16 protein-coding genes are annotated in these 14,125 nt (G+C 70.5%); 5 read left to right on the forward strand and 11 right to left on the reverse strand.

What is annotated here, in order from left to right:
* Nucleotides 1–235: 235 nt before the first annotated feature.
* The 6 genes from ASG59_RS12035 to ASG59_RS12060 all read right to left on the reverse strand — a co-directional run bounded on the left by ASG59_RS12035 (nt 236) and on the right by ASG59_RS12060 (nt 5,880).
* Entirely contained in the window at nt 236–676 is a 441-nt protein-coding gene (locus ASG59_RS12035) for a DUF1489 domain-containing protein (protein ID WP_056409073.1), read from the reverse strand.
* 12 nt (nt 677–688) lie between these two features.
* Nucleotides 689–1,267 carry an ABC-type transport auxiliary lipoprotein family protein gene (locus tag ASG59_RS12040; RefSeq protein ID WP_055888376.1) on the reverse strand — a complete coding sequence of 193 codons (579 nt, stop codon included), beginning with the start codon at nt 1,265–1,267 and terminating at the stop codon, nt 689–691.
* Between the two features lie 111 nt (nt 1,268–1,378).
* On the reverse strand, nt 1,379–2,461 hold the full coding sequence (locus ASG59_RS12045) for an MlaD family protein (protein ID WP_055888374.1): 1,083 nt from the start codon (nt 2,459–2,461) through the stop codon (nt 1,379–1,381).
* 74 nt (nt 2,462–2,535) lie between these two features.
* Nucleotides 2,536–3,255, reverse strand: coding sequence for an ABC transporter ATP-binding protein (locus ASG59_RS12050; RefSeq protein WP_244472460.1), 720 nt, complete (start codon nt 3,253–3,255; stop codon nt 2,536–2,538).
* Nucleotides 3,256–3,452: 197 nt separating this feature from the next.
* Complete coding sequence (locus tag ASG59_RS12055; RefSeq protein WP_055888372.1) at nt 3,453–4,598, reverse strand: MlaE family lipid ABC transporter permease subunit; 1,146 nt, start codon at nt 4,596–4,598, stop codon at nt 3,453–3,455.
* 67 nt (nt 4,599–4,665) lie between these two features.
* Nucleotides 4,666–5,880 carry an MFS transporter gene (locus tag ASG59_RS12060; RefSeq protein ID WP_056409369.1) on the reverse strand — a complete coding sequence of 405 codons (1,215 nt, stop codon included), beginning with the start codon at nt 5,878–5,880 and terminating at the stop codon, nt 4,666–4,668.
* A 145-nt stretch (nt 5,881–6,025) separates the two neighbouring features.
* On the opposite strand from ASG59_RS12060, the gene ASG59_RS12065 reads away from it, so the two are divergent.
* From ASG59_RS12065 to rimM, 5 genes are all read left to right on the forward strand, one after another.
* Nucleotides 6,026–7,039: a hypothetical protein gene (locus ASG59_RS12065; RefSeq protein WP_056409074.1), complete on the forward strand. Its 1,014-nt coding sequence runs from the start codon at nt 6,026–6,028 to the stop codon at nt 7,037–7,039.
* A 216-nt stretch (nt 7,040–7,255) separates the two neighbouring features.
* On the forward strand, nt 7,256–7,474 hold the full coding sequence (locus ASG59_RS12070) for a hypothetical protein (protein ID WP_056286302.1): 219 nt from the start codon (nt 7,256–7,258) through the stop codon (nt 7,472–7,474).
* Between the two features lie 24 nt (nt 7,475–7,498).
* Nucleotides 7,499–9,073 carry a signal recognition particle protein gene (ffh, locus tag ASG59_RS12075; RefSeq protein WP_055888367.1) on the forward strand — a complete coding sequence of 525 codons (1,575 nt, stop codon included), beginning with the start codon at nt 7,499–7,501 and terminating at the stop codon, nt 9,071–9,073.
* A gap of 124 nt (nt 9,074–9,197) precedes the next feature.
* Nucleotides 9,198–9,560 carry a 30S ribosomal protein S16 gene (rpsP, locus tag ASG59_RS12080; RefSeq protein ID WP_018042769.1) on the forward strand — a complete coding sequence of 121 codons (363 nt, stop codon included), beginning with the start codon at nt 9,198–9,200 and terminating at the stop codon, nt 9,558–9,560.
* A 200-nt stretch (nt 9,561–9,760) separates the two neighbouring features.
* The gene (gene rimM, locus ASG59_RS12085) at nt 9,761–10,447 is read left to right on the forward strand and encodes a ribosome maturation factor RimM (RefSeq protein WP_055888365.1); all 687 of its coding nucleotides are present in this window, start codon (nt 9,761–9,763) and stop codon (nt 10,445–10,447) included.
* Nucleotides 10,448–10,456: 9 nt separating this feature from the next.
* Here the strand turns inward: rimM and ASG59_RS12090 are convergent, their stop codons facing one another.
* From ASG59_RS12090 to ASG59_RS12110, 5 genes are all read right to left on the reverse strand, one after another.
* Nucleotides 10,457–11,254 carry a DUF4239 domain-containing protein gene (locus ASG59_RS12090; RefSeq protein WP_055888364.1) on the reverse strand — a complete coding sequence of 266 codons (798 nt, stop codon included), beginning with the start codon at nt 11,252–11,254 and terminating at the stop codon, nt 10,457–10,459.
* 79 nt (nt 11,255–11,333) lie between these two features.
* The gene (locus ASG59_RS12095) at nt 11,334–12,074 is read right to left on the reverse strand and encodes a methyltransferase domain-containing protein (protein WP_056409076.1); all 741 of its coding nucleotides are present in this window, start codon (nt 12,072–12,074) and stop codon (nt 11,334–11,336) included.
* Nucleotides 12,075–12,180: 106 nt separating this feature from the next.
* Nucleotides 12,181–12,867, reverse strand: a complete 687-nt coding sequence (locus tag ASG59_RS12100; protein ID WP_056409077.1) for a DUF6875 domain-containing protein — start codon at nt 12,865–12,867, stop codon at nt 12,181–12,183.
* 297 nt (nt 12,868–13,164) lie between these two features.
* The gene (locus ASG59_RS12105) at nt 13,165–13,377 is read right to left on the reverse strand and encodes a hypothetical protein (protein WP_055888531.1); all 213 of its coding nucleotides are present in this window, start codon (nt 13,375–13,377) and stop codon (nt 13,165–13,167) included.
* A gap of 94 nt (nt 13,378–13,471) precedes the next feature.
* Entirely contained in the window at nt 13,472–14,083 is a 612-nt protein-coding gene (locus ASG59_RS12110; protein ID WP_056286317.1) for a glutathione S-transferase, read from the reverse strand.
* Nucleotides 14,084–14,125: the final 42 nt, after the last annotated feature.

Consider the following 14,125-nt stretch of genomic DNA (forward strand, 5'->3'; position numbering starts at 1 on the left):
GACCGGCCCGCGCCCTCGCGGGCCGGTTCGATCGTTTCGGTCGGGTCATCGGGGGGAGTGAGACGATTTCCGCTTGGATCAAGCGGGAACCGTCTCACCGAGCCCGCGCGGCGCCTGAGCGAAGCCCATGTCCGCATCACGAAGTGATCAACCGGAATTGGTGTGAGCAGACGCGCGCGGCTACCGGCGTCGGTCGAACGGACATGGCGTGAACGCCATTCCGGCGCCCGCTCCCTCAGATCAGGCCGAGGCCCGACAGTTCCCGGCGCAGGCCCTCGGGCATCTCGGCGAGGTCTCCGGCCGCGGCGTCGCCGAGGTCCGGGGGAGCGTTCCCGGCCTCCAGATAGCGCCAGCCCTGGAACGGACGGCACGGCCGCGGACTCACCGGGACCACCGCTGCGTCCAGGACCAGGCGACAGCGTCCGATCCCGTCGGCATCGGTGAAGGGTGCGATCTCGCGGATCGCCTGGCGTCCGCTCACCGTGCCCTTGATCACCCAGTAGATCGATCCGCCGCCGGCGATCTCGGCCGCGCGCTTGGGCACCATCCGCGTCGTATGGACGGGGGCCGGATCGAGGCCCGCGGCCAGGGCGAGGGTGCGGTTGGCCTCTATCCGCCGCACGAGGTCGTCGAGGGAGGCGGGACCGACGCAGAGCTTGAGGAGATGCAGCGCCATGGCGGGCCGGTGTCAGCGCCCGCCGTTCACCCAGCGCACGATGTCGGCCAGGACCACGGCCATGGCGCGGTCGAGGCCGGCGGCGGCGCTGCCGGGGTCGACCTTCGCGATCGGCACGCGCGCCTGGAACACCTTGGCCGCCACCACGCTGCCGCTGGCGTCGGCGATGAGCTTGACCGAGAGGTCGACGACCGCCTCGCTCGATCCGGCCGCGATGTCGAAGGCGCGGATCTCGCTGATGAGCTGGTACTGGGCCGCGATCTTGTCGCCGGGCCGGCTGACGGAGCGCAGGCGGCCGGAGTTCTCGAGGCTCTGGATGATGCGGGTCTGGAGCAGGCGCGGCAGCCGGTCGGACCATTGCCCGCCACCGAGGAACGAGAGCCCGCCCCCCGGTTCGCGCACGATGATGCGGTCCGCCTCGAAGGGCTGCAGGCCCACCGGCTCGGCCACGACGATCGAACGGGCGGAGGCGGCGACCCGGCCCTGGCCCGGCAGGGCCATCAGGTCGAAGGTCAACGGCGCGGCGCCGCCGCAGCCGCCGAGGGCCGTGGCGAGGACGATCGCTGCAAGGGCGGGTCGCTGGAACATCATACGCGGGGAGGCCTGGACGCTATCGCAGCGCGAAACGCTGCGACCACTAAACTACGGCAACGCTCGTTTGGTGCCGTGCGCGCGGACACACCGGCATGCTCGCGGCTGCGATCAGCGGGCGCCGTTGTATTCCGGCAACGACGGTTTGCCGCCGAAGATCACCTGCGAGGGATCGCGTTCGAGGTTCTTCACCGTCCGGTTGAGGGTGTTGAGGGTGCGCTGGCCGTCGGTGGACAGGGCCTCGACCTCGCGCCGGCCGGTGCCGCTCAGGCGGTTGAAGCTGGTGGCGATGTTGGCGGTGCGCTTGTCGAGATTTTCGGACAGCGCCCGGAAGGCGCGGCCGGCGTCGCGCACCGAGATGGCGGCATCGCGGACTTCCGCGAAGGTACTCGATCCCGCCTCGCCGGACGCGGATCCGAGGAAGCCCTGGGCACCCTTCAGCACGGCATCGACCCGGTCCGCGGAGCTGTTGAGCTTGCCCGCCAGCGAACGGGCGTCCTTGACCGCGCCCTCGATGTCGGGGCTCGCGGTGCTGAGCGCCGTCGAGAATCGCTCGGCGTTGTCGATGACCCGGTTGAGCTTCTGGCCGTCGATCGCCTTGACGAGGGTGCTCACCGCCGGGCCGCTCTCGGCCAGGGTCTTGGAAAACGCCTCGACGTTGGCCAGCGTGCGCGTGATGGCGCCCTCGTTGCCGGCCACGATCTTGTCGAGGCGCTGGAGCACGTCATCGGCGCGCTGGGCGATCTGCTTGGCCGCCGTCATCATGTCCTGGATGTCGGAGCTGTCGGCGAAGATGGTGGGCATCTGGTCGCCGCTGGCCGGGGTCAGGGCCGCCGCATCGGCGTTGCCGCCGCTCAGCGACACCACGGAGACGCCGGTGAGCAGGGCCGAATCGAGCCGGGCGCGGGTGTCGGCGCGCAACGGCGTCGTGCTGTCGACCTCGGCGATCGCCACCACCCGGCGCGGGTCCTGCGGCAGCAGGCGCACGCTCATCACCTCGCCGACCTTGATGCCGTTGAAGGTCACCGTGGAGCCCTTGGCGAGGCCGCCGACGCTGCCGGAGAAGACGATGCGCACGCTTTCGCGCAGCTGGCTGCGCGATCCGCCCTGCAGCCAGAACACGAAGCCGAAGCCGGCCACGATCACCGCCAGGGTGAAGGCGCCGATGAGGGCGTAGTTCGCACGAGTCTCCATGATGTCAGTCCTGTCCGGGATCGGCGACGGATGCGCTGTGCGCCGACGCACGCCGCAGCCGGAGGGCGCAAGCGTCAGGCATGCACGCCGACCTTGTCGGTGACGATGTTGCGGGCGCGCTTGCCGTGGAAATAGGAGCGCAGCCAGGGATGGTCGCTGGCCAGCATCGCCTCGATCGGGCCCTGCGCGATGATCTGCCCGTCGCCCAGGGCCGCGATGCGGTCGCAGGCGGTATAGAGGCTGTCGAGATCGTGGGTGACCATGAAGACGGTCAGTCCCAGGGTCTGCTTGAGGGTGGCCACGAGTTCGTCGAACTCGCCGGCCCCGATCGGGTCGAGGCCGGAGGTCGGCTCGTCGAGGAACAGCACTTCCGGGTCGAGGGCGAGCGACCGGGCCAGCGCCGCACGCTTGATCATGCCGCCGGAGAGCTCCGAGGGTAATTTGTCGGCGGCGTCGGGCTTGAGGCCGACCATTTCGATCTTGAGGCGCGCGAACTCGTCGAGCAGGCGCTCGGACAGGTTCAGGTGCTCGCGCATCGGCATCTGGATGTTCTGCTTGACGGTGAGCGCTGAGAAGAGGGCGCCCTGCTGGAACAGCACGCCCCAGCGCTGCTCGATGCGCCGGCGCTGGGCGATGGAGAGCCCGTCGACGTTCTCGCCGAAGACCTCGATGGTGCCCGAGCGCTTCGGCACCAGGCCGAGAATGGTGCGGGTGAGCACCGACTTGCCCTGGCCGGACGGGCCGACGAAACCGAGGATCTCGCCGCGGTAGATGTCGAGATCGAGCCCCTTCATGACGATCTTGTCGCCGAAGCCGACGACGAGATCGCGCACGCTGATGATCACGTCGCGTGGCGGCGTGGCGCCGGGGGGATGGGGTGAGTCTGTCACGGGCGTCAGCGGGTTTCGCAAATGTCGTCACCGGTCTTGCGTCGAAAACCTGCGACGGACCAAGGGCCTGAGCGGCGTGAGGCGTCGGCGCGCCACCCTGCCTAGAAATCGATGGCCGCGAAGAAGACGGCGAAGAGACCATCAAGCACGATCACCATGAAGATTGACTTGACGACTGAGGCGGTGACGTGGCGGCCGAGGGATTCCGCCGAGCCTTCGACCGCGAACCCCTCGATGGTGGCGATGATGCCGATGATCAGCGCCATGAACGGCGCCTTGATCAGCCCCACCGCGACGTGGTGCATCGAGACCGCGGCCTGCAGGCGCGACAGGAACGCCTCGATCGTCATGCCGCCGTAGAGGGTGGCCACCAGCCCGCCTCCCGCGAGGGCGGCCAGGGAGGCGAGGAAGGCGAGGATCGGCAGGCCGATCACCAGCGCCAGGATGCGCGGGACGATCAGGATCTCGATGGGGTCGAGGCCCATGACGCGCAGCGCGTCGACCTCCTCGCGCATGCGCATCGAGCCGATCTCGGCGGTGAAGGCGCTGCCTGAGCGGCCCGCCACCATGATCGAGGTGAGCAGCACCCCGAGTTCGCGCAGGATCAGGAGGCCGATGAGGTTGACGACGAAGCTCTGGGCGCCGAACCGCTGCAGCTGGAAGATGCCTTGCTGCGCGACGATGCCGCCGACCAGGAACGAGATCAGCACGATGATCGGCACGCCGTTGAAGGCGACCTGCTGGATCTGGTTGACGAGCGCCGTGCCGCGGAAGGTGCTGGGGCGGGAGGCGACCCGCAGGCAGGCGAGCACCACCTCGCCGAGGAACGCGAGGCCGGTGACGAGGTCGGTCTTGCCCCCGACCACCCGGACGCCGAAGGCCTCGAGGAAGCTGTAGACCCGGCCGCGGCGGGCCGGCGGCACCGGGACGGGGCTGAGGATGCGCGCCTCGCGCAGGAGGATGCGGTGCTCGGGAGAGGCGCCGGCATAGACGAACGTGCCGCCCGCCGCCTCGACCTCGCCGCGGGTGCGTTCCAGCACCCAGGCCCCGAGGGTATCGAGGCGCATCACGCCGGACAGGTCGATCCGCACCGGCTGGGCGCGCGCGTCCTGCGTGATGCGGGCGGCGGCGGCCTCCACGGCCGGGGCCTCGTCGGCGGTCCAGCGACCGCTCAGCGCGACGGTCCCGCCCTCGAGGAGGGTGGCGCCGGCGCGGTCGCGCTCCTGGACGGCATCGGCGGTTCGCACAGATCGACACTCCCGTGGTGAGGCGCGACGCGCCCCCGTCCCTAGCCCCCGCCCGGGGTCTGCTGACTCACAAACGAGGCGTTGTGAAGGCTTCGCGTCCGGCCCGGCGCTGGCCGAGGCCCGCCAGCAGCAGTCCGGCCAGCGCCAGGGGCGCCATCAGCAGGAAGGCGAGGATTCCGCCGCCGGCCGCATAGGCCAGTCCGCTCATGAGGGTGGAGACGGCCGAGGCCAGGGCGTTGCAGGAACTGAAGGTGCCCTGCGCGCGGCCGCGGGCGCCCTCGGGGGCGAAGCGGGAGACGGCGGCCATGGCGCCGAGCTGCGTCGCGCCGAAGGTGAAGCCGTGCAGGAGCTGCAGGGCCAGGACCGGCCCGAGGCGATCGCCGAACAGGGCCATGCCGACGGCGCGCAGGACGGCGGCCGCCCCGCCGATCCCGATCAGCCGGAACGGCGTGCGCCAGGCCGCCGGCGCCCTGCCGATCAGCCAGAACAGGACGATCTCGGCCACGACCCCGATCGCCCAGAGCACGCCGATCCAGGGCGCCGAGATGCCGTGCGCGCCCCAGTGGATGCTGGCGAAGGCGTAGATGGCGCCGTGGCTCGCCTGGATCGCCGCGGCGGCAGCCACCGCGATCCAGAGGACGGCCGGGAGCCGCGGGCGGCCGGTCTCCCGCGTCACCGCCACCGCGACCGGCGTCGGCACGCGGGCGGCGATGGCGGTGAGCGCGGCGATGACGGCGAGCCCGGTGAGCAGCCACGGGATCGCCGGGCGCTCGCCGAAGGCGTCGAGCAGCAGGCCGCCGGCGAGGCTCGCGGCCAGGAAGCCGATCGACCCCGCCATGCGGATGCGGGCATAGTCGAGGCGGTGGCTCGCGCGCACGGCGGCCAGGGTCAGGTAGTCGATGCTCGGCACCAGGGAGGCGCCGGCGACCGCGTTGAGCGCGATGAGGACCGCGAGGACCCACCAGCCGACGGTCGCGCCGGCCGGCATCAGGGCATAGGTCGCCGCCAGGGCGAGGCTCCCGGCCACGATCAGCCTGCGGGCGCTGAGGCCCCGGTCGATCAGGCCCATGAGCGGCGCCGTCGCCACGATCCTGATCGCGATGGGAAGGGCCAGCAGGGCGCCGATCACCCGCGCGTCGAGGCCCAGGGCATTCAGCCAGACCGGCATGAACGGCATCGCGATGCCGATCTCGACGAAGACCACCGCGTAGAGCAGCGACAGCCGCGCCGCGCCGGGCTCGGTCGAACCGGGGTCGGCGAGACGGGGAGAACGGCTTTGCACGGGCACCGGAGGCGTGGGCCCCGGCGACGGGCCGGGTTTTCAGCGTAAAGCCGTCGTTAAAGTCATCGTGTCAACCTGACGGGCCTGGACGCCGGACGACGCTTCCCGTCGCCCGTCCGGGGAGTCGGTCCGAGGACGCGTTGGCATGTCGGGTTCCCAATCACTGACGGCGATCGACGCCTCGCAGTACGAACTGATCGAAGCCACGATGGCCGAGAGTGCGCGCGGGCGCTGGTTCCTGCAGGAATACGCGCGCCGCAACCGCACCGCCGACACCGAGATGCTGCTCGGCGCGATCGAGCGCCTGGAGGGCGTCGTGGTCGCGCAGCGCGCCGCGGCGCCCGAGACCGAACGGGTCGAGCGCGTCCGCCACGACCTGATGGACATGGCCGACGCCATCGCGCGCACCAAGCTCGAGGTCGCGGCCATCGATTCGCCCGATGCCGCCCACGGCCGGCTCGGCCTCGCCCTCGACGCCATCGTGCTGGCCACGGAGCGGGCGACCTCCGACATCCTCGCCGCGGCCGAGCACGTGCAGGAGGTGGCCTGGACCCTGCGGGAATCCGGCTCCGAGACCGCGGTCTGCGACGAACTCGACCGCATGGCGACGCAGATCTACACCGCCTGCTCGTTCCAGGACCTCACCGCCCAGCGTACGGCGCGGATCGTCCACACGCTGCGCTACCTCGAGGAGCGCCTCGGCGTGATGATGGCGATCTGGGGCGACGAGGCGACGCCGCCGGCCGCCGAGAACGCGCTCGGACCCGAGGTGCTCTGCCAGAACGACGTCGACCGCTTCATCGATACGGACGCCTTCGCCGCGTCGCTCGCCGCCGCCTCCCCGCCGTCGGACCGGAAGCCCGAGCGTCCCGCGTTCGACGCCCTCGACGACGCGATCGCCTTCGAGGAGGCCCCGGCGGTCGTCGAGGCCGTTGCCGGGGCGGCCTTCGAGGAGGCGGCACCGGATGTCGGCGTCGCGCCGAGCCGGGACGATCTCGGCGCTTGGGACGAGGCCGCCATCCAGGACGATCCCGCCCCGGAGCCGGATGCCGAGGTGGCGCCCGCCGGCGGGACGGCGCCCGGCAAGACCGATATCGAGACCGCCTTCGCCGACATCGACGGCCTCACGGACGAAGAGAAGGCGGCGCTGTTTTCCTGATCCGTGCCGTCGCGAGTTCGTGGCATTCCCTTGACTTCGTGCGGTTTCCCGCATAGCCCCCGCCACTCGTAGTCGGACGTTCGTCCGCCTTCGCAAGCCGCCGACCGGTCCATCGAGACCGGAGGTCAACGCCCGACAGCGCGATGCGCCCTCGGGCGGGATTTGCGTTGGCGCAACCGCAGCGTCCGGCCCCTTCGTGCGATGCCAGCGAGCCGTATGTCCGACGCCGTCCCCACCTTGAGCCTCGCCGATGCGGTGAACGATGCCTGCCCCTGGTCGGGCAAGCCGATCTCGGCGGATTCGCTCACCCTCTACAACGGCGCGGTGGTCGGCTTCTGCGACCCGGAGTGCCGGGACAAGTTCGCGCGGGCCGTGAACGCCTTCGAGGCCGCGCTCCAGGCGCGCCGCGTCACCAACGCGGGCCTCGACCAGTGACGTCGATCGCCTGAGGGAGCCCGCATGTTCGAAGGCCTGTCCGACCGGCTCTCCGGTATCCTGTCCGGTCTCACCCGCCGCGGTGCGCTCACCGAGGCGGACGTCACCGCCGCCCTGCGCGAGGTGCGCCGGGCCCTGCTCGAGGCGGACGTCGCCCTCGAGGTCGTGCGCGACTTCTCGGAGAAGGTCCGCGCCAAGGCGGTGGGCGCCGTCGTCGTCAAGTCGGTCACCCCCGGCCAGATGGTTGTCAAGATCGTCAACGACGAACTCGTGGCGATGCTGGGCTCGGACGCCGGCCTGATCGACCTGAACGCGCCCGCCCCGGTCGCCATCCTGATGGTCGGCCTGCAGGGCTCGGGCAAGACCACGACGACCGCCAAGATCGCCCGCCGCCTGGTCCAACGCGACAAGCGCAAGGTGCTGCTGGCTTCCCTCGACACCCGCCGCCCGGCGGCGATGGAACAGCTGGCGATCCTCGCCAAGCAGGTCGGCGTCGAGAGCCTGCCGATCATGGTCGGCCAGTCGGCGGTGCAGATCGCGCGGCGGGCCATGGATGCCGCGCGCTTGGGCGGCTTCGACGTGGTGATGCTCGACACCGCCGGCCGCATCACGCTGGACGAATCGCTGATGTCGGAGGCGGCCGAGGTCAAGGCCGCCACCAATCCGCACGAGGTGCTGCTGGTGGCCGATGCGCTCACCGGCCAGGACGCGGTGGTCACCGCCCGCGCCTTCGACGAGCGCCTCGGCGTCACCGGCATCGTGCTCACCCGCATGGACGGCGATTCGCGCGGCGGTGCGGCGCTCTCCATGCGCGCCGTCACCGGCAAGCCGATCAAGCTCGTCGGCACCGGCGAGAAGGTCGACGCCCTCGAGGAGTTCCACCCCTCGCGGGTGGCCAACCGCATCCTCGGCATGGGCGACATCGTCTCGCTCGTGGAGAAGGCGGCCGAGACCATCGACCACGAGCAGGCCCTGCGCACCGCCGAGAAGATGCGCAAGGGCAAGTTCGACCTCGACGACCTGTCGATGCAGCTCGGCCAGATGGAGAAGATGGGCGGCATCGGCGGCCTGATGGGCATGCTGCCCGGCATGGGCGCGATCAAGAAACAGGTCGAGGGCGCCAACCTCGACGAGACCATGTTCAAGCGCCAGCGCGCGATCATCTCCTCGATGACCGCCCAGGAGCGCAGGAATCCCGACATCCTCAAGAACTCCCGCAAGAAGCGCATCGCGGCGGGTTCGGGGACGAAGGTCGAGGAGCTCAACAAGCTCCTCAAGATGCACCGGACCATGGCCGACATGATGAAGGCGATGGGCTCGGGCAAGCGCGGCATCGGCCAGGCGCTCGGTTCGATGTTCGGCATGGGTGCAGGAGCGATGGGCGGCGGCGGGATGCCGGGCGGCATGCCCGGCCTGCCTCCGGGCATGCCCGAGCCGACGCCGGAGATGATCGCCGACATGCAGAAGCAGATGGGCGGCAAGCTGCCGCCGATGCCCCCGGGCCTCGGGGGCGGCGGAAAGATGCCGGGCCTGCCCGGTCTCGGCGCGAAGGGCGGGTTGCCGGGCCTCGGCGGCTTTCCATTCGGAAAAAAGAAATAGGGGCGAATAGGGAGTGGCGAATAGCGAATAGGGCCAATCCACGATCTATTCGCTACTCACTATTCGCTATTCGCTATTCGCTAAAATTCCAATTCCAGCATACCGACACACACAGGAGCAAGCCATGTCCCTCAAGATCCGTCTCACCCGTGGCGGCGCCAAGAAGCGCCCGTACTACCGCATCGTCGTCGCCGACGCCCGCGCGCCGCGCGACGGTCGCTTCATCGAGAAGGTCGGCGTCTACGATCCGATGAAGGCCAAGGACGATCCGGCCCGCATCGTGCTCGAGTCCGAGAAGATCCAGGCCTGGCTCGCCAAGGGCGCCCAGCCCACCGACCGCGTCCTGCGCTTCCTCGATGCCGCCGGCCTCGCCAAGCGCCCCGCGCGCAACAACCCGCAGAAGGCCGAGCCGGGCGAGAAGGCCAAGGAGCGCGCCGCCAAGCGCGCCGAGAAGGCCGCCGCCCCGGCCGAAGACGCTGCGGCATAAGGGTATGTCCCCTCCCCCTCTGCGGGGAGGGATCGGGGGTGGTTTAGCTTGGCTCGACGAAGGGTCGCCCAGCCACCCCCAACCTCCCTCCTCCTTCGCGCCAGCGGGGAGGAGAGGCGCGAGACGCCTGTCCGGCATCGGATGTTTCCGAACGCCGGCACCCCCTTTCGGTCCGACGCTCTCGAACGCGGTTTTGCACGATGGCCCGCCGCCCCACAGGATCGAACGCGTCCGGTGACGGCGGACGTCGTGCCCGGACGAGCCGGCTCGACGCGGGCACGCCCACTTCTGCGCGCCCACCGAAGCCCGTCCCCGAGCCACTCCCTCCCCTCACCGATCCCACCCTCGTGCGGATGGGCGAATTCGGCCGGGCGCACGGGCTCAACGGCGAGGTCCGGCTCAAATCCTACACCGGCGATCCGCTGGCGATCGGCTCCTACGGGCCGCTGATCGGTGCCGACGGGCGCCGCATCGAACTCACCGACGTGCGTCGGGCCGGTGGCGCCTCCCCGGACCTCCTCGTGGTCCGGGTGAAATCCGTGGCCGACCGCACCGGTGCCGAGGCCCTGAACCGCCTTGCGCTCTACCTCCCCCGTGAGCGCCTGGGCGACGTCGAGGACGAGGACGAGGTCTTCACGGCCGATCTCGTCGGCCTCGACGTGGTCGATGGCGAGGGCACCGTACTCGGCACGGTCACCGACGTACCCAACTATGGCGGCGGCGACCTCCTCGAGATCAAGCCGGCAGCCGGCGGCGCCACGGCGCTCCTGCCCTTCACGAAGGCCTTCGTGCCCGTCCTCGACGTCCCGGGTGGGCGGGTGGTGATCGACCCGCCGGACGACCTGTTCGCGCCGCCCGGGCCCAAACCCGCCGACGAGCCGGATTGATCTGAAGCGCTAGCCGCCCGGCCTGGCCGCCTCCATCACCGCCCGCGCCGCCTGGAGCGGCGCCGAACTCAGGGCCAGGGGGCCGTCGAAGGGCCGCTCGTGCAGGGCGACGACGCCCAGCGTCGTGACCATGGCGGTCGAGAACAGCATCAGGGCCGTCAACTGCGTCACCGGCCGGTCCATGTGCACGAAGCCGATGGACAGCATGGTCAGGCCGGCTAGCACCATCAGCGTCAGCCATTTCGACTGGTCGGCCGTGGCATCGCTCAGCGACAGCCGCTCGCCCCTGGCGGTGCGCAGCCCCATCACCGCGTCGAGGAGGGCCGAGTGCGCGGCCGCCCCGGCCTCGGTGCCGTGCCGCGGGTCCGCGGCCCCCTGCATCAGGCGGCCGAGGGTCTCCCCGGCCTTCGCCGACGAGGTGGCGTCGGCCATCTTGGGCCATTCGTCGGTGATGAGGGCATCGGCGTAGGCGACGAGCTCGGCCCGCAGGTCCTTCATGTCCGACACCGCAGCGATGCTGAGATCGTGGATCGCCAGGAGGCCGCTGCGTTCCGATTGCACGATCCGCGTGGCGGTGCGCTGACGCTCCCAGGCATCATTGGCGACGAACCCGGTGAGGAGCGCCAGGAGCACCGAGATCGCGGTGAAATAGGTCGGGACCATGCCGCCGCCGATCCTGGCCATCGCCGGCCGCGTCATCGGCAGTACCGTGAGGCCGACGATGAGCGCGCTGGCGAAGCCGAACACGGCCGCGATCCAGACGAAGATCAGCCAGACTGGCTGATCGAGCCAATACGCGAGAACCACACCCCACCTCCGCGACGATCCGTTGCGGGCACCAGCCTTAGGCGATGGCCGCTAGCGAAGGGTGAATCCCGCCATCCGCTCACGGAGCCCTGGTGCGGCTGCGGGTCGTGGTGTCCTTGCAGGGCACGATGCCGGCCGGGTCGGGACGCGCGTCCACTGCTGGCGCCTCGAAGACCGCGAGATAGTCGCTGCCGCCCTCCAGCTTCGAGAAGCCGGCCTCGCGGTAGCCGGCCGCCGCGAGTTCGCAGCGCAGCAGGTCCGGCGGCGTGCCGTGGCGGGCGGGGATATCGTCGTCGTCGACGATCCCGATGCGGCCGCCGGGCTTCATGGCGGCGGCGAGATTGTGGAGCAGCCCGTAGGGCTGGTCGATCTCGTGGTACATGTGGACGAGCACTGCCGCATCGACGGAGCCGGGCGGCAGCCGCGGGTCGTGCGACTGGCCGCGCACCACCGTGACGTTGCCGAGTTTCTCGTCGCGGACCCGGCGCGACAGGTCGTCGAGGTAGGATGGGATCACGTCCTCGCCGAAGACGCGGCCCTGCGGCCCGACGATCCGGCTGAGCCGCGCCACGTAGTAGCCGCTGCCCGCGCCGATGTCCGCCACGGTCTGGCCGGGCCCGATCCCCATCAGGCGGGCGACCTGTCCGACCTCGTCGCGCTTGTCGCGGCTCGCCTCCGGCGCCCAGACCGAGGTGATGATCTCCGCCACCGGTCGGTCCGGCCGGGGGAAGGCCGAGGCCGGCAGTCCGGCCGGCCCCAGCGGCTCGGCGGCGTGGACGGGCAGAACGAGGAGGGCGAGGAGCGCGAAGGAACGGATCATGTCGCCGGCGATGGTAGCCGGTCGAGGGCCCGTGGCGCCAACGCGATTCCGGGGCGTCGGCGAGACATATGGACCGGGTCCTGCGGCGTCCGCGCCCGGTCTCGCCTCAGACCGCCTCGGGGGTGCCGTGGGCAGCGCCGAACCTGTCCTTGAGCCTCTGCTTGAGGGCGCGCAGGAGGCGTCTGCGCCCGCTCGCGCCGAAACGCGACAGGTAGAGCGGGATCATCAACGGGTTGCGCAGGACGAACGGGGCGTCCCCTTCCACCATCGTGCGGATGGCGATCAGCGGGATCGGCGAGCGGAACGAATGGAACGTCCGGTTGACCACGCCCGGCTGCGACGAGTCCGGCTCGAACAGCCCCACCATCAGGCCGTGCCAGGCCGCGCGGTACCGCACCGACCGCTGCAGCACCTGCAGCCGGGCGACGCCGTCCCGGTCGGCGTGGGCGGGAAAGGCGACGACCACGGTCCGGAACAGGCTGGTCCTGGGCGAGCACGGGATCGCCTGGAAGAGGTCGATACCCCTCAGGAGGGTGGCGCGCATCCCTCCGGCGTCGCCGGGATCCGCCGCGTAGACGCTCAGGCGCGCCAGGTTCTGCCGGACCGCAGGCGCCATGTAGGGGCAGACGTGGCCGCTGCGTCCGACATCGCGATGCGGCTGCATGACGTAGTCCTCGAACCAGGCCGCGATGCCGGACGCCGTGGGGTCGTCGGTCCGGGTCCGGAACGTCGCCCAGTCTTCCCAGGCCGCATCCGTCACGCCACCGGGCGTCTCCGTCTGGTGTTCGCCCATCGTGCCCTCGCGAGCGCATCGTGAACGGCGCCGTCCTGGTCCCGGTCGATCGTGGTCTTCGATCGCCGGGCCGATTGGCGAGCCGGTGGGTGCACGATAGCAAAACCAGATCGCCGCACAACGAAACCTCGCGCTGAGCAACCGAGAGATCGGCAATGTGCTTAACAATGTTGATTCGGTACCGGTCGCCCTATCGAATGTTGATCTATGTTATTGGGCTGCGTGAGTAGAGTATTCGGAGTGGATCGGATGTCCACTTCGCCGTTCGGCGCTCGGCCAACCCAATACGGGAGGCCATCAAGACTTCGATCGCGCGAGGCCGCGACGGGCCGTGAGCCGCCGGATCGCATGAGCGGCGAGGAGCGCGCCGCCGTACTGCAGGAACCCGTTCTCGGCCAGATCGGCCGGCGCCATGCCCGCAGCCATAGCGAGGCGCGTCAGACCGTTGAGGACGACGACGCCGAGGGTGAACGCGAGGACCGAGATCAGGACGGCGACGAAGTTCGGCAGGGGCGTATCGGGCATGGGTGTATAGGACATGGGTGCGGCATCCGGCTGGCCGGTTGCCGACGGAGCAAACTCCACGCCACCGCAGCGTTGCCCGTCACGCCGCGGGCGGGCGGGTGGCGACCATCGAGGGCCGCTGGGCGAAGCCCTCGTACCAGAGCGCCGTCTTCGGCAGCCGGGCGGCCCGGGTCGGGTCGGGAAAGCGCAGGTCCAGGTAGCCGATGGCGCAGCCCAGCGTGATCACGCCGATGTCGACTCGTTCGCCCAAGCCATCGGCCTGCGCCTCGACGTCTGCCAGCACCGTGGCGATCTTGGCCTCCTGTCCCGCGATCCAGGCGGCCGAGCGCTCGGCCTCGGCCCGGGCGGTGAGTTCGTAGCGGATCAGCAGCGCGGCATCGAGGAGGCCGTCGGCGGTGGACTGAAGCGCGAGGGCGTCCCAGCGGGCCGGGCCGGCGGAGGGGAAGATGCCGCCCTCGGAGAGGGTATCCAGGTACTCGCAGATCACCCGGCTGTCGGCGAGTACGAATCCGTCGTCGTCGATCAGGGTCGGCACCTGGGCGAGGGGATGATGGCGCAGGATGGCGGCATCGCGCGTGACCGGATGGGCGGCGGTCGGCAACAGCGCGATCCGATCGGTGAGGCCGAGCTCATGGGCGACCACCATGACCTTCCGCGCGAAGGGCGAGAAATGCGAATGGAACAGCTGCATCGGGGTATCCGTGGCGATGAAATCGGACCGGGCGGTCGATCA

This window comes from Methylobacterium sp. Leaf466, from assembly GCF_001425565.1.
In the GTDB taxonomy this organism is placed as follows: domain Bacteria; phylum Pseudomonadota; class Alphaproteobacteria; order Rhizobiales; family Beijerinckiaceae; genus Methylobacterium.

Bases quoted from the DNA above. Each gene is read 5' to 3' on its own strand.
- ASG59_RS12095 (WP_056409076.1), bottom strand. From the start codon at position 12,074: ATGATCCGTTCCTTCGCGCTCCTCGCCCTCCTCGTTCTGCCCGTCCAC.
- ASG59_RS12040 (WP_055888376.1), bottom strand. From the start codon at position 1,267: ATGATGTTCCAGCGACCCGCCCTTGCAGCGATCGTCCTCGCCACGGCC.
- ASG59_RS12100 (WP_056409077.1), bottom strand. From the start codon at position 12,867: ATGGGCGAACACCAGACGGAGACGCCCGGTGGCGTGACGGATGCGGCC.
- ASG59_RS12035 (WP_056409073.1), bottom strand. From the start codon at position 676: ATGGCGCTGCATCTCCTCAAGCTCTGCGTCGGTCCCGCCTCCCTCGAC.
- rimM (WP_055888365.1), top strand. From the start codon at position 9,761: ATGGCCCGCCGCCCCACAGGATCGAACGCGTCCGGTGACGGCGGACGT.
- ASG59_RS12070 (WP_056286302.1), top strand. From the start codon at position 7,256: ATGTCCGACGCCGTCCCCACCTTGAGCCTCGCCGATGCGGTGAACGAT.
- rpsP (WP_018042769.1), top strand. From the start codon at position 9,198: ATGTCCCTCAAGATCCGTCTCACCCGTGGCGGCGCCAAGAAGCGCCCG.
- ASG59_RS12045 (WP_055888374.1), bottom strand. From the start codon at position 2,461: ATGGAGACTCGTGCGAACTACGCCCTCATCGGCGCCTTCACCCTGGCG.
- ffh (WP_055888367.1), top strand. From the start codon at position 7,499: ATGTTCGAAGGCCTGTCCGACCGGCTCTCCGGTATCCTGTCCGGTCTC.
- ASG59_RS12110 (WP_056286317.1), bottom strand. From the start codon at position 14,083: ATGCAGCTGTTCCATTCGCATTTCTCGCCCTTCGCGCGGAAGGTCATG.
- ASG59_RS12065 (WP_056409074.1), top strand. From the start codon at position 6,026: ATGTCGGGTTCCCAATCACTGACGGCGATCGACGCCTCGCAGTACGAA.
- ASG59_RS12050 (WP_244472460.1), bottom strand. From the start codon at position 3,255: ATGAAGGGGCTCGATCTCGACATCTACCGCGGCGAGATCCTCGGTTTC.